Below are 18,077 nucleotides of genomic sequence, written 5' to 3'. Positions count from 1 at the left end.
CCACCATGAACACCGAAAAGAACCTAGCCGCCGCGGCGACGGCGATCATCGGCCAGAAGGTCCTGCCCGGGATGGAGCGGGAGTTCGAGTCGTGGCAGGAGGACCTCAACGCCGCGGCCGCCTACTACCCCGGTTTCCTCGGCGCCGAGGTCTCCCCGCCGACACCGCTGCAACCCGACTGGGTCGTGGTGTACCGGTTCGACTCGGTGGCGCACCTGCAGGCGTGGATCAACAGCGCGACCAGGCAGACGTATCTCGACGCCGGCGCCAAGTACTTCGACGGTCCGGCGACCCAGCAGGTGGTCAGCAGCGGCACCCAGTCACTGGATCCGCTGGTCACCGTGGTGGTCACCCACCGCGTCCACCCGAACCACGTCGACGACTTCCTCGTCTGGCAGCACCACATGGTCCGGGAGGAGAGCAGTTTCGAGGGGTTTCGCGGGAGCGAGCTCTTCCGCCCCATCGAGGGGCTTCAGGAGGAATGGACCACGCTGTACCGCTACGACAGCGCCGAGCACCTCGATGCCTGGCTGACGTCGCCCCAACGACAGGAGATCCTGGCCGAGGGCGAGAAGTTCAGCGACTTCAAACTGCATACGATCGACAACTCGTTCGGCAGCTGGTTCGCCTTCGAGGGCAACGGCCAGGAGGCGCCGCCGCCGCCCTCCGAGACCAGGACCTCCCTCGCCATCTGGGTCGGCCTGTACCCGACCGTCGTGCTGCTGACACTCGCGCTGTCCCCGCTGCACCTGCCGCTCTGGATCGGCCTGCTCGTGGGCAACCTGCTGTCGAGCTTCCTCATGAGCTTCCTGACCATGCCCTACTACGTGAACCCGCTGCTCGGCCGATGGCTGCGGCCACCGCCGGACGAACCGGCGGCAAGGAGCAACCTCCGTGGCCTGGGCGTCGTCGCGCTGGCGATGGCCTTCTGGGCTGTCGTCTTCTACCTCGTCACGGTCCGCTTCTGGACACTGCCCTGACTGGCGACGGCCCGGACAGCCGACGTCCGGGGGCCGCGTGCAGGTGTCGAGGCCGACCGCGGCGCCGAGCCGCTGCCGGCGGTCGCTCCCTGGGCGACGGCGGGCGCCTCGGGCGGGTGCGGGATACTACGGAACACAACTGCGGGCAGGGGGAGGGTGGCGGTGCGACCGCTGGCGAAGAACGATCCGCGGCAGATCGGCCCGTTCCGGGTCATCGGGCTGCTCGGCGGTGGCGGCATGGGGCGGGTCTACCTCGGCCGCGCGGCGGACGGGCGGACGGTGGCGGTGAAGACCGCGCGCTCCGAACTCGCCGACGACCAGGGCTTTCGGACGCGGTTCGCCCGTGAGGTGGCCGCCGCCCGGCGGGTGGGCGGACCGTTCGTGGCGCCGGTGGTCGACGCCGCGCCGCAGGACGACACGCCCTGGATGGCGACCGACTACGTGCCCGGCGTCTCGCTGGCCGCCGCCGTGCACGACTGCGGGCCGCTGCCCGAGCAGACCGTGCGGCTGCTGACCGCCGGACTGCTGCACGCCCTGGCCGCGGTGCACGCGCACGGCCTGGTGCACCGCGACCTCAAGCCGTCGAACATCCTGCTCACCGCGGGCGGCCCCCGCGTCATCGACTTCGGCATCGCGCACTCCGCCGCGGACACCGCCCTGACGGCGACCGGCACCGCCCTCGGCACCCCGGGGTTCATGGCCCCCGAGCAACTGGTCATGACGGGGCCCGAGATCACCGGCGCGGCGGATGTGTTCGCGCTCGGCGGGGTGATCGTCTTCGCGGCGACCGGCGGCGGTCCGTACGGGAGCGCCGAGCCGCAGATCCTCATGTACCGCACCGTGCACGAGGAGCCGCGGCTCGACGAACTACCCGACTACCTAAGGGAGTTGGCCGGGGACTGTCTGGCGAAGGAGCCGGCGCGGCGGCCCGCGCTGCCCGCGCTCATGGCCCGGGTGGGCGCACCGGGCCCGTACGGCGACTGGCTGCCGGAGCCGATCGCCGCACAACTGGACGGGCTGTCCGCGCGGCTCGGCGACCCCAGGGCCCGGGACACCTTCGCACCGCGGCCGCAGGCCGAGCCGCCCGCCGGTATCGCCTTCGACCGGCTGCCGACCCGCACCGCGGTCGACGGCCCCGCGCCCTCGGCGCCCACCCGACCACCGCATCAGCCGGGTCGCCCCGCGTCCTCGGGGCCGAGCCGGCGCCGGGTGCTCGCCGCGCTGTCCGCCGCCGGGGTGGTGGCCGGTGGCGGGGCGCTGGCCTGGACGCTGCGGCCGGACGGCGCGGGCGGCGGCAGCCCCGGTACCAGCACCGGGGGCAAGCCCGGCAGCAGCCGGAAGCCGTCCGCCCAGTTGCCGGCGGAGATTCGCGGCAAGGGGGTCGTCACCATCGGCTCGGATCTCACCTACCCGCCGATGGAGTTCGTCAGGGACGGCAGGCCCGTCGGCCTCGACGTCGACCTCGCGAACGCCCTCGGCCGCGAGCTGGGGGTGCGCTGTACGTTCAAGAACGCCACCTTCGACACCCTCCTCCCCGGCCTGCACGAGGGCCGCTTCGACCTGATCATGTCGGCGATGACCGACACCAAGGACCGTCACGAGGGGAACGCGGGCGGATCGGAGACCGGCGGCGGCGTCGACCTGATCGACTACTTCCGCTCCGGTGTCGCCATCGTCGTCCGCAAGGGCAACCCGCAGGGCATCGAGAAGCCCGCGGACCTGTCCGGCAAGACGGTCGCCGTTCAACGCGGCACGCTGGCCCATGACTTCCTGGGCGAGCTGAACCGGCAGGTCCCCGCGAAGCTGAGGATCCGGCCGTTCGACTCATCGGCCGACGTCTACGACGACGTCGCCGAGCGCCGCTCCTCGGCCTGCCTCGACGACTACCCGGTCGCGGTCCACACCGCGGCGACCCGCTCGCACGGCGGCGCGCTCGAACTCGGCGGCGGGCAGCTGCAGCCGCTTCCCTTGGGCATCGCGGTCGCCAAGGCCGACACGGCCCTGCGCGACGCCGTGCGGGCGGCCCTCGACCGCCTCATCGCGAGCGGCGAGTACCGCAGGATCCTCAAGAGATGGCACGTCGAGGGCGGTGCGGTGGAGCGGGCGGTGGTCAACGGCGGCCGGTAGCCGGCGGCCTCACTGCCAGCTGGTGACGGAGACCGACTGCACGGAGCCGCCCGGCCGCAGTGCGCCGACCTGTACCGCGCAGTGCGGCGCCGAGTAGAAGGAGCGGGAGCGGTCGCCGTTGTTGTAGATCGACTGTGCGGGCTGCACCGGCGTGGCCGCGCATCCGCGCTGCGTGTCCGACACGGCCCGCATCGCCCCGTGGAAGGCGGGCTCCGGCCAGAAGCAGACCGAACCGCGTGGGCAGCCGTGCGGGTCCGACGCCGCGCCGGTCCCCGCGTGCGCGGGGACGGTGGCGGCCAGGGCGAGGGCGGCAGCGGCGGCCAGGGAACCGAGTGCCGCGGTGACGTGCTGGAGGCGCATGGGATCTCCCGTGACAGTCGAAACATGATCCGCACGGGGGCGCCCACCTGGGCATGCGCCGGATGTGCGGGCGGGCTTGGCCTGGTCACACTCACCGGCCCGAGGGACCTTGACCAGGCCAAGGCCGTGGAGACGAGTGTGGGGCAACAGCCGGCGCCGCGTACGGCGTTCGAGTCGCTGTCACGCTTCCGGGCAGCCCTGTACGAGTGTCCGCACGCGTGAAGCGACGCGTTGTTCGAACTGTGCGATGCGCTGTGGTGCCGAGGCGGGCGTCGCGGCCCGGCCGGCGTCCGACGCTCAGCGCGGGGTGATGGCGATGCCTTCGGGTTCGTGCCCGGTGGGCAGGGTGAAGCGGAGCCGCCGGGCGAAGGGGTCGATGACCGAGACGGTGTCGGACTGCTCGTTGGTCACCCACACCCGCCGGCCGTCCGGGGTGACGGCGACCCCCTGCGGCTGCACGCCCACGTGGACGTGGCCGACGATGTGACGGGAGGGGATGTCGATGATCAGCAGGCAGTCCCGGGCCGAGTCGGCGACGTACAGACGCCTTCCGTCGGGGCTGACCGCGTTTCCGAGCGGCGCCCGGCCCGCCGGCAGCGTGGCGATCACCCTGTCGCCGTGGGGGTCGATGACCGACACCGTGCCGGAACCGGTGTTGGAGACGAACACCCGGTGGCCGGAGGGCGAGGAACTGATCCCGCTGGGGAAGTCGCCCACCGGGATCTCCCGGATCGCATGCGCGCCGGGGTCGAGCACGGTCACCTCGCCGCCGCCGTTGTCGGTCACATAGCCGCGTCCGTCCGGAATCGTGGTGATGCTGTGCGGCAGCGGCCCCACCGGCACGTTGGCGATCACATGGCGGGCCCGTACGTTGATGACCGAGACCGTGTCCGAGCCGAAGTTGGCCACCAGCACACGGCGGCCGTCGCGGGACGGCATCGCGGCGAAGGGCCGCCGCCCCACCCGCACGGTGGCCATGACGAGCCGCGAGGCGGTGTTGATGAAGGAGACGGTGTTCGAGCGGCTGTTGGCGACGTAGACCACTTCGCCGTCGGGCGCCGCACCCACGCCGGTGGGGCCGTGGCCCACCTGGACATCGGCGACCCGGCGGTCCAGACGGGTGTCGTACGTCGAGACGGTCGCCGAGCCGCTGTTGGCCACGTAGGCGCTGACGCGCACGGGGTAGCGGGCGGCGGTGTGCCGGGGTGGTGGGTTCGGTGGTGTGCCGGCCGCGGCCAGCACGCAGAGCAGCAGCACGGCGGCGGCCGAGCTCCAGCAGAGGCGACGGCGTCGGGACGGTGGCGGAACGTTCGGATGGTGCCTGTCGGGTGCCATGCCGGGCGGGGCGCTGGTCAGGGGGTAACGGTGCATGGCTCTCCTGGGTCACTAGTGATCATTACGGCTCCACAAGATCAGGGATCCCGGGTGGCCGCCCTCGGCCGTGCTCCAGGCGGGTGAACCGCCGCCCGCTCCCTGCGCGGTCCACGCGGTGCGCCGTCGCCCGGTTGGCCGAGCGGATCGATCCGCGCCGGCCCCCGCCCCCACCTCCGGCCGCACGCGTCAGGCCGCTCGCACGGTGCCCGCCGCACCGGCCGGGCCGGCCGACCGCCATACTGCGTGCGTTCTTTCCGACGCCCGAAGGGAACCGCACGCCGTGCCCTCTCCTGCCGAACTCACCCGCACGCGCACCTCGGTGGCGATCGTCGGTGCCGGTCCCGCCGGCCTCGTCGTCGCGAATCTGCTGCGCGCCGCCGGTGTGGACTGCGTACTACTGGAGGCGGAGAGCCGGGAGTTCATCGAGCAGCGGCCGCGTGCCGGGTTCATCGAGGAGTGGGCGGTGCGCGCGCTGGCCCGGCACGGGCTGGTCGACCGGCTGCTCGAACGGGCCGAGACCCAGGCGGAGTTCGAGTTCCGGTTCGACGGTGAGCGGCACACGGTCCGCACGGCGGAGCTGTCGGGGCGGCGCCACTTCGTCTATCCGCAGCCGCTGCTGGTCACCGACCTGGTCGCGGCGTACGTGGACACCGCCGGCGGCGACGCCCGCTTCGGCGTGCGCGAGGTGCGGCTGCACGATCTGACCGGCGACCGCCCCACCGTGTCGTACACCGATCCGGCGACCGGCGTCCGGCACCGGGTCGAGTGCGACTACATAGCGGGCTGCGACGGCGCGCGCGGGGTGACCCGGGCCGCGATACCCGCCGACCGGGCGGTCCTGACCCGCTACGACCACGGCGTCGCCTGGCTCGCCCTGCTCGCCGAGGCCCCGCCCTCCGCCCAGGGCGTGGTCTTCGGCATCCACGAGCGCGGCTTCGGCGCCCATATGGCCCGCAGCCCCCAGATCACCCGCTACTACCTCCAGGTCGCCCCCGGCGAGGACGTCCGCAACTGGCCGCACGAGCGGGTGTGGGACGAGCTGGGGCTGCGCCTCGCCGCGTCCGGAGCCCCGTCGCTGAACGAGGGACCCCTGCTCGAAAGGGTGGTTCTGGACATGCACAACTACGTACTGGAGCCGATGGCGTACGGCCGTCTGTATCTGGCGGGCGACTCGGCGCACCTGGTCGCCCCGATCGCCGCGAAGGGCATGAACCTCGCGATCAACGACGCGCTGCTGCTCGCCGACGCGCTGATCGCGCACCGCGAGGGCGACGACAGCGGCCTCGACGCCTACTCCACGGCGTGTCTGCGCCGGGTCTGGCAGTACCTGGAGTTCTCGCAGTGGCTGTCCGAGACGCTGCACGGCGCCTCCTCCGGCGACCGGTTCCGGGCGGGCACCGCGTCGGCCCGGCTGCGCCGGCTGCTGGGCTCCGAGTCCGCGGCGAAGGCGTTCGCCGGGCTGTACATCGGCGAGGAAGCCGACCTGTAAGACGGGGCGGGCCGCCGCCGAGAGGTGGTAGAACCTTCGCGAAACCTAGTGTTGAGGTACGGAGAAGGGAGACGTCATGTCCTCGAAGCGCCGTCGTAAGAAGAGGGCCCGCCGCAAGGGCGGAGCCAACCACGGCAAGCGGCCGCAGTGCTGATCTGAGGACCGCACCCGGTCCCCGACCCAAGGGGCGCCCCGCGTGCCCCTTGGGTATGGCCCTGTATGACCCGGTTGACGGCGGATGAACCCGGGTGTCCTATCATCGACCGATGATCTTCATCGTCGTCAAGTTTCCCGTAAAGCCCGAGCACGCCGAAGAGTGGCCCCGGCACGTCGAAGCCTTCACCGCCGCCACCCGCGCCGAACCGGGCAACATGTGGTTCGAGTGGTCCCGCAGCATCGAGGACCCCCACACCTACGTCCTGGTCGAGGCGTTCAAGGACGACGCCGCCGAAGCGCACGTCAACTCCGACCACTTCCGCGCCGGCCTGGAGACCATGCGCCCCCTGCTGCGGCGCACGCCCGACATCGTGAGCACCACCATCGAGGGCGCGGACGGCTGGAGCGCGATGGGCGAGATCACCATCGACTAGGCCGTCCGCCAAGTGTGCGGCCCGGCCGGCTAGCCGACCAGGTGGCCGACGAACCAGTCCCTGGCGAGATCGGCGACCTGGTCGAGGGCGCCGTGCTCCTCGAAGAGGTGGGTGGCGCCGGGGACGATCTCCAGCTGGGTCTCGCAGCGCAGCGCCGCTTCGGCCTCGCGGTTGAGGTCGAGGACCAGGAGGTCGTTGCCGCCCACGATGAGCAGCGTCGGGGCCCGTACGCCGGCGAGCAGCGGCCCGGCGAGGTCGGGGCGGCCGCCGCGGGAGACCACGGCGCCGATGTCCGCGCTGGGGGAGGCGGCGGCCCGCAGCGCCGCCGCGGCGCCGGTGCTCGCGCCGAAGTAGCCGATCGGCACGTCGGCCCGGCCGCGCAGCCAGTCGGTGGCGTCGGTCAGCCGCTCGGCCAGCGTCTCGATGTCGAAGACGTTCGCCCGGTTGGCCTCCTCCGCCGGTGTGAGCAGGTCGAAGAGCAGGGTCCCCAGGCCCGCCCGGTTCAGGGCCGTGGCGACCAGGCGGTTGCGCGGGCTGTGCCGGCTGCTGCCCGAGCCGTGGGCGAACATCACGATCGCCTTGGCGCCGGCGGGCAGATTGAGGTCACCGGTCAGCCGGACGCCGGCGGCGTCGATCGCCACCTCTTCCTCCAGGTCCGAGCCGCCTCCCGCGTCCGCCAGCGGATCGCTGTCCGCGGCCGCGCCCTCCCCCTGCGCGGCCCGCTCCAGCAGGGACACCACCTCGGCGTCGGGGGTCTGGGAGAAGTCCTGGTACCACTCGCCGACGGCGGCGAAGCCGAACGGGGTGGACAGGCAGACGAATTCATCGGCCTTGCTGCGGAGCCGATCGGCCGCGTCCGGAGGAGCCACCGGTACGGCCAGCACCACACGGGTCGCGCCCTGCGCCCGTACCACCTCGCACGCGGCGGCCGCCGTGGCGCCGGTGGCGATCCCGTCGTCCACCACGATCGCCGTCCGCCCCTCCAGGTGCAGCCGGGGCCGTCCGGCGCGGAACCTGTGCGCCTGCCGTACGAGTTCGGCCTCCTCGGCCTTCTCCACGGAGTCCACATCCGACTGATCGAGCCGGCCGCGACGGACGATATCGTCGCTGATCACCCGCACACCGCCCTCCCCGATGGCGCCGAATCCCAGCTCGCGCTGGTAGGGGACCCCCAGCTTGCGGACCACGATCACATCGAGCGGCGCCTTGAGCGCCCGCGCCACCTGGAAGGCCACCGGGACCCCGCCGCGGGGCAGGCCCAGGACGACGGGCTCTTCCCCCTCCAGGTGCCGTAGCGCTTCGGCGAGGCGCTGCCCCGCATCCGTACGGTCGGTGAACAGCACAGTGTGCACCCCCTACCCAGGGGAGACGGAAGCCACGTCCACACCTCACTTCCGAATTACCTCAGATGTCGATGCTCCGCAAGTCGGGCGGCCGGATGGCGTACGGCCGTACGTCCGGGCCGGTCGGGGCGTGGTTACCGTCGGCGTATGGCAGGAATCGGAGCGGTACTGATCGACATCGACGGTGTGCTCACGGTGTCATGGAAGGCGCTGCCCGGCGCCGTCGAGGCCATGGAGCGGCTGCGTGCCGCGGGCATCCCGCTGGCCCTGGTCACCAACACCACCTCGCGCACCCGCGCCGAGATCGCCCGGCGACTGGCCGGGGAGGGCTTCCCGGTCGACGCCGACGACATCCTCACCGCCCCCGCAGTGACCGCCGCCTACCTGCGCGAACACCATCCTGGTGCGCGCTGTCTGCTGCTCAGCGCCGGCGAGGTCCAAGACGACCTGGAGGGCGTGGAGATCTGGTCGGGCACCGGTGCCCGGGCGGGTCGGGACGGACCGGACGTGGTGGTGCTCGGTGGGGCGGGCGAGGAGTTCGACTACCCGGCGCTCAACGCCGTCTTCGGGTATCTGCGGCGCGGTGCCCGGCTGGTCGCCATGCACCGGAACCTGTACTGGCGGACGGCGGGTGGGCTCGACCTCGACACGGGGGCGTTTCTGCTCGGGCTGGAGCGGGCCGCCGGGGTCGAGGCGGTGGTCACCGGCAAACCGGCCGCGGAGTTCTTCGCCGCCGCGCTGGCGCATCTGGGCGTCCCCGCCTCGGCGGCGCTGATGGTGGGCGACGACATCGAGTCGGATGTGCTGGCGGCCCAGCGCTGCGGGATCACCGGCGTCCTGGTCAGGACCGGAAAGTACCTGCCGGAGACGCACCGGGCCGCCCGCGGCTCCCCGGACCATGTGCTCGACTCGTTCGCCGAACTGCCGGAGCTGCCCGGACTGATCGGACGGTTGGGACGATGACCGCGGGGACAGCCTGTCCGGACGGTGACCGCATGGCTCGGTCGGTGACCGTACGGTGACGGGCTCCCCGGTGGCTACGGAGTGCCGGGTGTGGTGAGAAGCGCCGCGATGTCCGCGGCCTTCCAGCGGCCGGACGCTCCCGGGCAGCTCGCCAGATACTCGGCGGCCCTGAGCGGGCTCCACTCGTGGGAGTCGATGATGCCGGCGGCGATGTGCTCCAGGTAGGCCGCGGAGGGCGGATTGAGGTTCACGGAGAGGTCGTCGCTGCTCCACGGGGCCGTGAAGGTCAGCACCGGCAGGCCGTCCAGCATCCCGGCGCACACCAGGGTCTCGTAGCGGCCGGGGCCGATCCGGGCCCGGCCGTGGGTGAGGACATGGGTCAGATCCAGCTCGGCACCCGGCTCGCGGGCCATCTCCTGGGCGGCGATGTCGGAGAACTGAGAGGACGTCAGCAGATAGGCCCGCCCCGGGAGTTCGGCGGCATCGCGCCGATCCGGTGCGTAGTCGGGGTCGTAGAAGGCCCGGCCGCCGGTCCACACCGGCGATTCGGTGGCGAAGTACATCCGGCCGGGCAGCAGGACCGGCGCGCTGTGCGCGGGCGGGCGGGGATCCCGGCAGCCGGGGTGGCTGCGCAGCCCGCCGGGGGGCCGGCCGCCGACGAGGTAGTACGTCAGCCGGTCGAGGTGCATGTTGGAGCCGTACGCGGCGTACCAGAGCTGATCGCCGGGGCGCGGGCCGTCGGTGGCTTCCGGGGCGGGAGGCATGGATTCGGGGCGTCGGGGCCGGATCACAGCCTCACGTTACGCGGCCACGACCGGCCCGCCGGGCAGCCGCTCCGGGGCCGAGCGGACTGTGGCCGCCGACCAGCCCGTACCGGACGCGTGCCGGGCGGGCGGGGACGGCACCGCGGAGGCACCATGGCCCTATGCTGCTGGCCGAGCTCGCGCGGGTGTCGGGGGCGGTCGCCGCGACCTCGGCGCGCTCGCGGAAGATCGCTCTGCTGGCCGGGCTGTTCCGGGCCGCCGCCCCCGAGGACGCCCCCGTGGTCATCCCGTATCTGGCCGGGCGGCTGCCCCAGGGGCGGATCGGGGTCGGTTGGAGCGTGCTGCGCGAGCCGGTCGCGGCAGCGGACGCCGCCACGTTGACGGTGGGCGAGGTGGACGCGGCGCTGACCGGCCTGGCCCGGGTCTCGGGGACCGGGGCGCAGCAGGAGCGGCGCAGCCGGGGGGTGCGGGCGCTGCTCGCCGCGGCGACCGCCGAGGAGCAGCGGTTCCTGGTGGGCCTGCTCACCGGCGAGGTGCGCCAGGGCGCGCTGGACGCCCTCGCGGTCGACGGGCTCGCCGCGGCGAGCGAGGTGCCGGCGGCGGACGTACGCCGGGCCGTGATGCTGGCGGGATCGCTGCCGGACGTCGCGGCGGCGCTGCTCGACGAGGGGCCGCCGGCGCTCGCACGGTTCCGCCTCACCGTCGGCCGGCCCGTCGGGCCGATGCTGGCGCACAGTGCCAAGTCGGTGGCCGAGGCCGTCGACCGGCTCGGCGCCTGCGCCGTGGAGGAGAAGCTCGACGGCATCCGCGTACAGGTGCACCGGGACGGGCCGGACGTCCGGATCCACACCCGCACGCTGGACGAGGTCACCGCCCGGCTGCCCGAGGTCGTCGCCGTCGCCCGGGCGCTGCCGGCCGAGAGGTTCATCCTGGACGGCGAGGTGATCGCCCTCGACGGCGCGGGCCGGCCGGTGCCGTTCCAGCGGGTCGCGGGCCGCTTCGGCTCGCGGGTCGACGTCGCCGCCGCGCAGGCCGCGCTGCCGCTGTCCCCGGTCTTCTTCGACGTGCTGTCGCTCGACGGCCGCGATCTGCTGGAACTGCCCGGCGCGCAGCGGCACCGCGAGCTGGCCGGGCTGGTCCCCGAGCATGTGCGGGTGCGCCGTTGCGTGGTGGCGGACCCGGCCGACGCCGCGGCGCGTGCGGCGGCCGAGGAGTTCTGGGCCGAGACGCTCCGCCGGGGCCATGAGGGCGTGGTGGTCAAGGCGCTCGACGCCCCGTACAGCGCCGGCCGCCGGGGCGCCGCATGGCTGAAGGTGAAGCCCGTGCACACCCTCGACCTGGTGGTGCTCGCGGCGGAGTGGGGGCACGGCCGGCGCACCGGGAAGCTGTCCAACCTCCACCTCGGCGCGCGCGGGCCGGACGGTGGATTCGTCATGCTGGGCAAGACCTTCAAGGGGCTCACCGACGCCACCCTCGACTGGCAGACCGAGCGGTTGCGGGGGCTCGCGGTGGCCGACGACGGCCATGTCGTGACGGTGCGTCCGGAACTCGTCGTGGAGATCGCCTACGACGGTTTGCAGACCTCGTCGCGCTACCCGGCGGGTGTCACCCTGCGCTTCGCGCGGGTGCTGCGCTACCGGCAGGACAAGACGGCGGCGGAGGCGGACACGGTGGCGACCGTGCTCGCCGCGCACGATGCCGCCGGGGGAGTGTAGGGCGGTGGCGGGCAAGCGGAGTGCCGGGCTGCTGCTGTACCGCGGCGGCGCGGAGGGCACCGAGGTCCTGCTCGCGCACATGGGCGGTCCGCTGTGGGCGCGGCGGGAGGCGGGCGCCTGGTCGGTGCCCAAGGGGGAGTACGTGCCTCCGGAGGAGGCGTGGGACGCGGCGCGGCGGGAGTTCGAGGAGGAGCTGGGGATGCCGCCGCCCGACGGGCGGTACGTGCCCCTGGGGGACGTCCGCCAGTCGGGCGGCAAGGTGGTGACCGTCTGGGCCGTCCACGGCGATCTCGATCCCGAGCGGATCGTGCCCGGCACCTTCGACATGGAGTGGCCGCGCGGCTCCGGAGTGGTCCGCAGCTTTCCCGAGATCGACCGGGTGGCGTGGTTCCGGCCGGAGGAGGTCGGGGAACGGCTGGTCAAGGGCCAGCGGGTGTTCCTGGAACGGCTGGCGGAGCGGCTCTCGGACGAGGGAGCCGACCGGTGACGGCCGTGGCGCCGCGCGGCCGCGGCGCCCGACGGCCCGGGCACCCTACGGCAGCACCTGGATCTTCCGCCCTTCGCCCGCCTGGAACCGGCCCAGCCCCTCCGCGTACTGCTCCAGCGGCAGCCGGTCGCTGATGAAGACCTCCGGATCGAGGACGCCGGCGGCGAAGAGCCCGGCGGCGCGTTCATAGCTGTGCAGGACGGCCATCGAGCCGGTGATGGTGATCTCCTGGTTGTAGATGCGGTACGGCTCGATGGTGGCGCGCGCGGCGTAGTCGGCGACGCCGAACTGGAGGAAGGTGCCGCCTCTGCCGACCCGGCCCAGCGCGTCCTGGATGGCGCGCTCGTTGCCGGTGGCGTCGATGACCACGTCCCAGCCGCGCGGGCGGTCCAGCTCGTCGGCGGAGCCGGCCGCACCGCTGCAGCCCAGAGTGCGGGCGGTGGCCAGCCGCTCGGGGTTGATGTCGACGACGTCGACGCCGGCCGCGCCGGTGCGCTTGGCCAACTCCAGCATCATCAGGCCCATCGTGCCCGAGCCGTAGATCAGGACGTGGCTGCCCAACTGCTGGGAGCGCAGGATGTCGTAGCCGCGTACGGCGCAGGAGAGCGGCTCGATCAGGGCCGCGTCCTCGGTGCGTACGTGGTCGGGCAGTTTGACGCAGTTCGCCACGGGAGCGACGGCGAACTCCGCGGCGCCGCCGGCCGTGGTCACCCCGATCGCGGCCCAGCGCTCACAGAGGTTGTTGCGGCCGATGCGGCAGTAGTGGCATTCGTGGCAGTAGAGCGAGGGGTCGACGGCCACCCGGTCGCCCTCGGCGAGTTCGGTGACGGCGCGGCCGGTGGCGACGACCGTACCGGCGAACTCGTGCCCGGGAACCACCGGCAGGGTGGGCGCGAACTCGCCCTGGAGGATGTGCAGATCGGTGCCGCACAGCCCGCAGGCGGCGACCGAGACCACGACCTCGCGGGGGCCGGGGGAGGGGTCCGGCACGGAGGCGATCTCGACCTTGCCGGGGGCGCTGATCACGGCTGCTTTCATTTCACGGCTCCGAGGGAGAGGCCCTGGACGAGTTTGTCCTGGGCGGCGAATCCGGCGAGGAGTACGGGGAGGGAGATGACGGTGGCGGCGGCGCAGACCTTGGCCAGGAACAGGCCCTGGCTGGTGACGAAGCCGGTCAGGAAGACCGGTGCGGTGCCGGCGACGGTGCCGGTCAGGACGCGGGCGAAGAGCAGTTCGTTCCAGCTGAAGATGAAGGAGATCAGGGCGGTCGCGGCGATGCCGGGCATGGCGACGGGGGCGACGATGCGCAGGAGGGTGGTGTGCAGTCCGGCGCCGTCGAGGCTTGCGGCTTCGAGCATTTCGGCGGGTACTTCGGACAGGAAGGAGCGCATCATCCACACCGCGATCGGCAGGTTCATGGAGGTGTAGAGGATGATCAGCAGCCAGATGTTGTCGAGCATGCCGGTGTTCTGGGCGACGAGGTAGATCGGTAGGAGTCCGGCGACCAGGGGCAGCATTTTGGTGGAGAGGAAGAAGAACAGGACGTCGCTCCATTTGCGTACGGGCTTGATGGACAGCGCGTAGGCGGCGGGGACGGCCAGGGCCAGGACGATGAGGGTGGAGAGTACCGACGCGGTGAGCGAGTTGATCAGTGGTGGCCAGGGGCTGATGCCGGTGCCTTCGCCGAAGAACTCGCGGTAGCCGTGCAGGGTCAGGGAGGCGCCCACGCTCGGTGGGTTGGTCGCCGCGTCCGCCTCACTGTGGAACGACGTCAGCACCATCCACGCCACCGGCAGGAAGAAGCCGATGCCGCACAGCCAGGCGAGCAGGCTCAGCAGGCTGCCGGTACGTCGCCGGCGCCGGGTCGCGGGTGCGCCCGCGGGGCGCCGGGTCAGCAGTGCGCTGGTCATCGGGAGACCTCCTCGCGCAGCAGGGACGAGACGGTGCGCAGCGCGAAGGTCGCCACCAGCAGCGAACACAGCACGACGACGACGCCTTGCGCGGACGCCTGTCCGTAGTCATGGGCCTGATAGAAGGTCTGGTAGATGGTGTACGGCAGGTTCGCGGTACCGAGGCCGCCCGAGGTGAGGGTGAACACCGCGTCGAAGTTCTGGACGACGTAGATGGTCCCGAGCAGGGCGGCCAGCTCCAGGTAGCGGCGCAGGTGGGGCAGGGTGAGGTAGCGGAAGATGTCGAAGGCGGAGGCACCGTCCATCCGGGCCGCCTCGACGGCGTCCGTCGCCCGGCTCTGCAGTCCGGCCAGCAGGATCAGCATCATGAACGGTGTCCACTGCCAGATCAGCGACACCTCCACGGCGGCGAGCGGGGAGTCGGTCATCCAGTCCGGTTGCGGCGGATTGTCGCTGCCGAACAGCCCCCATATCCACGTCAGCGCGCCGTTGAGCAGCCCGTAGGAGGCGTTGAACAGGGCGTGCTTCCACAGCAGCGCGGAGGCGACCGGCACCACCAGGAACGGGGTGATGAGCAGGGTGCGGACGATGCCGCGGCCGCGGAAGCCGCGGTCCAGCAGCAGCGCGAGGCCGAGCCCCAGCAGCAGGCTGACCAGCACCACGGTCACCGTCAGCAGCACCGTCGTGATCACCGACGACCGCATCGCGGGGTCGGTGAAGACGGCGACGTAGTTGCCGAAGGCGGCGAAGCCGCGGTTGTCGGGGGCCAGCGCGTTCCACCGGGTGAAGGAGATCACCACGGTTGCCAGGAACGGCAGTTGGGTCACGGCGATCAGGAAGACCAGGGCGGGCAGCAGGGGTGCGCGGCGGGCCCAGTCCTTGGCCCGTTGGGCCCGCCGGACGCGGGCCGTGTGTCTGCCGGAGGCCGGGACGGCGTCCGGGCCGGACGGGACGCGCCGGGTCGGCTCAGCGGCTGTGGTAGGCATCCGACACCTCCTGCGCCAGCCGCTGGCTCTTCTTCAGGGCCTCGGAAACGCTCTGCTTGCCGGCGATCGCCGAGCTCACTTCCTGGGAGACCTTGGTGCCCAGGTCGGCGAACTCGGGGACGCCGACGAACTGGATGCCGGGGGCCGGACGCGGCTGCACGCCCGGGTCGTCGGGCCGGGCCGAGCTGATCGCGTCCTCGGTCGCCTGGGCGAACGCTCCGGACTCCCGGACGTACTGCGGGTTCTGATAGGTGGACGCCCGCTTGCCCGCGGGCACGTTGGCCCAGCCCAGCTTGCGGCCCACCAGCTGCTCGTACTCCTTGCTGGAGGCCCAGCTGATGAACTTCCACGCCGCGTCCTGGTGCTTACTGGCCTTCTGCACGCCCCAGGCCCAGGTGTACAGCCAGCCGGAGCTGGGCGTCTTGTCGACCGGCGCCGGTGCGTAGCCGACCTTCCCGGCGACCTTGGAGCCGGCGCCCTCCAGGGAGCCGGCGCCGGCGGTCGCGTCGTACCACATGGCGACCTTGCCCTGCTGCATGTCGTTGAGGCACTCGGTGTAGCCGGCCTGCGGCGCGCCCGCCTCTCCGTGCTTGCGCACCAGATCGACGTAGAACTGGGTGGCCTTGGTGAACTCCGGGCTGTCGAGCTGCGCCTTCCAGTCCTCGGTGAACCAGGTGCCGCCGAAGGTGTTGACGACCGTGGACAACGGGGCGATCACCTGGCCCCAGCCGGGCTGGCCGCGCAGGCAGATGCCCTTCATGTCCTTGCGGAAGCCGTCCAGCTTGGCGGCCATGTCGGCGACCTGTTGCCAGGTCGGCCGCTTGGGCATGGACAGCCCGGCGGCCTTGAGGAGGTCCTTGCGGTACATCAGGAACGACGACTCGCCGTAGAAAGGCTGCGCGTACATCTTGCCGTCGACGGCGGTGAGGGACTTGCGGAGCGGCGCGAGGATGTCCTTCTGGTCGAACTTCGGGTCCTTGGCGGCCCGGTCGCCGAGCGGGGCGAGCCATCCGTTGAGGGCGTACATCGGCGTCTCGTAGTTGCTGAGACTGGCCACGTCGTACTGCCCGGCCTGGCTGGAGAAGTCCTGGCTCATCTTGTCGCGCAGGTCGTCCTCCGGCAGCACGGTGTAGTTCACCTTGATGCCGGTCTTCTTGGTGAAGTGCTCGGCGGTGAGCTTCTGCAGATCCACCATCTGCGGGTTGTTGACCATCAGTACGTTGAGGGTGTCGGAACCGCCCTTGCCCGTGTCGCCGAAGCCGCCGGAGCAGCCGGCGGTGGACAGTGTCAGGGCCAGGGCGACCGAGGTCAGCCCTACGGAGCGGCAGGTGCGGCTGCGCATGGGGGATCGTGCTCTCACGGCTCTTGCCTTTCTGGGGACGTACGGGGGACGTCTGGGTGCCCGCGGGCACGATGGGGAGACCGTCCGGCGGCCGGGCGGCCGTCGGCGGGACTGTGGGGTTGCTTACGGGCCGGTTCGTCCGGGCGGCCCCGCCCGGTCAGACCCGGAGCACCTGCGGCCCCAGGAGGGAGTAGCGATGAGCCTCCGGCGCGGACAGGCCCGCGTCGGTGACGATCGCGTCGAAGTCGCCGACGTCGGCGAACCGGCAGAAGCTGCTGGCGCCGAACTTGCTGTGCACCCCGACCAGCACCCGCCGCCGCGAGGAGCGCACGGCCTGCTCCTTCACCTCGGCGACCGCCGGGTCGGGGGTGGTCAGACCGTGCTCCCGGGAGACGCCGTTGGCTCCCATGAAGGCCAGGTCGATCACGAATCGGGCGAGCATGTCCCGGGCCCAGGACCCCACCGTCGCCTGCGTACCGGAGCGGACCCGCCCGCCGGCCAGCAGGACGGTGGTCGACTCGGACGCCGCGACCAGCGACGCGGTCCGCAGCGACGCGGTGATCACGGTGAGCGGACGGTCGGTGGGCAGCAGCATGGCGACCAGCTCCGGTGTGTAGCCCTCGTCGACGAACACCGTCTCGGCCTCGCCGACCAGCTCCGCCGCGGCCGCGGCGATCCGGCGCTTCTCCGCCACCAGTTGCGTCTCCCGCCGGGCCAGCGTGGTCTCGAAGCCGGCGCTCTCGACCGGATAGGCCGCGCCGTGCGTGCGGCGGATCAGGCCGCGGCGCTCCAGCTCGCTCAGATCCCGCCGTACGGTCTCGCGGGCGACCCCGAACTCGGCGGCGGCATCGGCGACCTCGACCCGGCCGGACTGCCGGGCGAGTGCGAGGATGCGGTGCTGGCGTTCCTCGGCCCTCATGGCTCACTCCTGCCTGGTTTCTGGCTGATTCCGGCTTCCGTTCGGTCACGGGACTGCCCGTTTCCGCCCGCATCAGGTTTATAGCAAGCGGTTCCCTGCGAAGTGCTGCCCGTCACATTGGAAAACCTGCCCGTTTTTGCCTGCTTCCTGACCGTGTTCTCCGAGTCCACGGCCCGACCCCATGCCCGTACGGCCCTGGTGGCGGGCCCGTCGTCCATATCGGGCGCCCCCGCGCCCACCGGCCGCGACCGGCCGGCGCCCGACGTCGGCCGATCGTCGGGGTGGTGCCCCCGCCCCTGGCGCTTAGGGTGGACGCCATGAGCTCGGAGATGCGGTCGTTGGCGGTCACTGCGATCGTGGAGGCGGAGGAGTGCGCGGTGCTGCGGGTCAGCGGGGAGCTGGACCTTCGCACCGAGCAGGCCTTTCTCTCCGAGGCGCGGTCCGTGGTCTCGGCCGGACACCGCTTCCTCGTGCTCGATCTGACCGCCCTGCGCTTCTGCGACTCGCGGGGGCTGAGCTGTCTGCTCGCCCTGGAGTGGCTGTGCCGGCGGCTGGAAGGGCGGCTGCTGCTGGCGTCGCTCGGCGTACGGATGCTGCGGCTGCTGATCGGCACCCAGTCCCTCAACGTCTTCTCCTGCTACCCCACGGTCGGTCATGCGCTGGCCGCCGTCCCCGACGGCAGCCGCCCGGCGTGGCCGCCCGCGGCACCCGACCCGTCCGTGTGAAGC

At 72.3% G+C, this 18,077-nt stretch carries 18 protein-coding genes; 9 read left to right on the top strand and 9 right to left on the bottom strand.

Translation table 11 applies throughout. The annotated features are described in order from the left end of the window. Window positions 1–5: 5 nt before the first annotated feature. The gene (locus WAB15_RS07280; RefSeq protein WP_407285721.1) at window positions 6–980 is read left to right on the top strand and encodes an antibiotic biosynthesis monooxygenase; all 975 of its coding nucleotides are present in this window, start codon (window positions 6–8) and stop codon (window positions 978–980) included. Between the two features lie 162 nt (window positions 981–1,142). Then, a complete protein-coding gene (locus WAB15_RS07275; protein ID WP_407285720.1) occupies window positions 1,143–3,107 on the top strand; it encodes a protein kinase domain-containing protein in 1,965 nt (654 codons plus the stop codon). A gap of 9 nt (window positions 3,108–3,116) precedes the next feature. Here the strand turns inward: WAB15_RS07275 and WAB15_RS07270 are convergent, their stop codons facing one another. Together WAB15_RS07270 and WAB15_RS07265 are read right to left on the bottom strand one after the other, a co-directional pair. Next, window positions 3,117–3,467 (bottom strand): peptidase inhibitor family I36 protein, encoded by a 351-nt coding sequence (locus tag WAB15_RS07270; RefSeq protein WP_407285719.1) that lies wholly within the window; start codon window positions 3,465–3,467, stop codon window positions 3,117–3,119. A gap of 297 nt (window positions 3,468–3,764) precedes the next feature. Next, window positions 3,765–4,838, bottom strand: coding sequence for a beta-propeller fold lactonase family protein (locus WAB15_RS07265; RefSeq protein ID WP_407285718.1), 1,074 nt, complete (start codon window positions 4,836–4,838; stop codon window positions 3,765–3,767). Window positions 4,839–5,121: 283 nt separating this feature from the next. Here WAB15_RS07265 and WAB15_RS07260 point away from each other — a divergent pair, with 283 nt between their 5' ends. The 3 genes from WAB15_RS07260 to WAB15_RS07250 all read left to right on the top strand — a co-directional run bounded on the left by WAB15_RS07260 (window position 5,122) and on the right by WAB15_RS07250 (window position 6,920). Next, complete coding sequence (locus WAB15_RS07260; RefSeq protein WP_407285717.1) at window positions 5,122–6,330, top strand: 4-hydroxybenzoate 3-monooxygenase; 1,209 nt, start codon at window positions 5,122–5,124, stop codon at window positions 6,328–6,330. Window positions 6,331–6,406: 76 nt separating this feature from the next. Next, the gene (locus tag WAB15_RS07255; protein WP_384428599.1) at window positions 6,407–6,484 is read left to right on the top strand and encodes a 50S ribosomal protein bL37; all 78 of its coding nucleotides are present in this window, start codon (window positions 6,407–6,409) and stop codon (window positions 6,482–6,484) included. A 112-nt stretch (window positions 6,485–6,596) separates the two neighbouring features. Then, a complete protein-coding gene (locus tag WAB15_RS07250) occupies window positions 6,597–6,920 on the top strand; it encodes a putative quinol monooxygenase (RefSeq protein WP_407285716.1) in 324 nt (107 codons plus the stop codon). A 29-nt stretch (window positions 6,921–6,949) separates the two neighbouring features. Here the strand turns inward: WAB15_RS07250 and WAB15_RS07245 are convergent, their stop codons facing one another. Next, the gene (locus WAB15_RS07245; protein ID WP_407285715.1) at window positions 6,950–8,263 is read right to left on the bottom strand and encodes a phosphoribosyltransferase family protein; all 1,314 of its coding nucleotides are present in this window, start codon (window positions 8,261–8,263) and stop codon (window positions 6,950–6,952) included. 147 nt (window positions 8,264–8,410) lie between these two features. Here WAB15_RS07245 and WAB15_RS07240 point away from each other — a divergent pair, with 147 nt between their 5' ends. Next, window positions 8,411–9,226, top strand: coding sequence for an HAD-IIA family hydrolase (locus WAB15_RS07240; RefSeq protein ID WP_399149096.1), 816 nt, complete (start codon window positions 8,411–8,413; stop codon window positions 9,224–9,226). A 74-nt stretch (window positions 9,227–9,300) separates the two neighbouring features. Here the strand turns inward: WAB15_RS07240 and WAB15_RS07235 are convergent, their stop codons facing one another. Beyond that, on the bottom strand, window positions 9,301–9,990 hold the full coding sequence (locus WAB15_RS07235) for a histone deacetylase (protein ID WP_407289182.1): 690 nt from the start codon (window positions 9,988–9,990) through the stop codon (window positions 9,301–9,303). A gap of 161 nt (window positions 9,991–10,151) precedes the next feature. On the opposite strand from WAB15_RS07235, the gene WAB15_RS07230 reads away from it, so the two are divergent. Together WAB15_RS07230 and WAB15_RS07225 are read left to right on the top strand one after the other, a co-directional pair. Next, on the top strand, window positions 10,152–11,705 hold the full coding sequence (locus tag WAB15_RS07230; RefSeq protein ID WP_407285714.1) for an ATP-dependent DNA ligase: 1,554 nt from the start codon (window positions 10,152–10,154) through the stop codon (window positions 11,703–11,705). A gap of 4 nt (window positions 11,706–11,709) precedes the next feature. Beyond that, window positions 11,710–12,192 (top strand): NUDIX domain-containing protein, encoded by a 483-nt coding sequence (locus tag WAB15_RS07225; protein WP_399149093.1) that lies wholly within the window; start codon window positions 11,710–11,712, stop codon window positions 12,190–12,192. A gap of 45 nt (window positions 12,193–12,237) precedes the next feature. Here the strand turns inward: WAB15_RS07225 and WAB15_RS07220 are convergent, their stop codons facing one another. The 5 genes from WAB15_RS07220 to WAB15_RS07200 all read right to left on the bottom strand — a co-directional run bounded on the left by WAB15_RS07220 (window position 12,238) and on the right by WAB15_RS07200 (window position 17,349). Then, the gene (locus WAB15_RS07220; protein WP_399149092.1) at window positions 12,238–13,230 is read right to left on the bottom strand and encodes a zinc-dependent alcohol dehydrogenase family protein; all 993 of its coding nucleotides are present in this window, start codon (window positions 13,228–13,230) and stop codon (window positions 12,238–12,240) included. After that, entirely contained in the window at window positions 13,227–14,102 is an 876-nt protein-coding gene (locus WAB15_RS07215) for a carbohydrate ABC transporter permease (protein WP_407285713.1), read from the bottom strand. The genes WAB15_RS07220 and WAB15_RS07215 overlap by 4 nt, the downstream gene beginning before the upstream one ends. Beyond that, on the bottom strand, window positions 14,099–15,088 hold the full coding sequence (locus WAB15_RS07210) for a carbohydrate ABC transporter permease (RefSeq protein ID WP_399149090.1): 990 nt from the start codon (window positions 15,086–15,088) through the stop codon (window positions 14,099–14,101). Before WAB15_RS07210 ends, WAB15_RS07215 begins: the two co-directional genes overlap by 4 nt. Further along, window positions 15,069–16,430 (bottom strand): ABC transporter substrate-binding protein, encoded by a 1,362-nt coding sequence (locus tag WAB15_RS07205; RefSeq protein ID WP_399149089.1) that lies wholly within the window; start codon window positions 16,428–16,430, stop codon window positions 15,069–15,071. The genes WAB15_RS07210 and WAB15_RS07205 overlap by 20 nt, the downstream gene beginning before the upstream one ends. Window positions 16,431–16,587: 157 nt before the next feature. After that, window positions 16,588–17,349, bottom strand: a complete 762-nt coding sequence (locus WAB15_RS07200; RefSeq protein WP_399149088.1) for a DeoR/GlpR family DNA-binding transcription regulator — start codon at window positions 17,347–17,349, stop codon at window positions 16,588–16,590. Window positions 17,350–17,666: 317 nt separating this feature from the next. On the opposite strand from WAB15_RS07200, the gene WAB15_RS07195 reads away from it, so the two are divergent. Continuing rightward, complete coding sequence (locus WAB15_RS07195; protein WP_399149087.1) at window positions 17,667–18,074, top strand: STAS domain-containing protein; 408 nt, start codon at window positions 17,667–17,669, stop codon at window positions 18,072–18,074. Window positions 18,075–18,077: the final 3 nt, after the last annotated feature.

The sequence above is a fragment of the Streptomyces sirii genome, assembly GCF_045690365.1.
In the GTDB taxonomy this organism is placed as follows: domain Bacteria; phylum Actinomycetota; class Actinomycetes; order Streptomycetales; family Streptomycetaceae; genus Streptomyces; species Streptomyces sirii.
The sequence above is the reverse complement of the archived record's forward strand: the minus strand, read 5'-3'. Positions and strand labels throughout refer to the sequence as shown.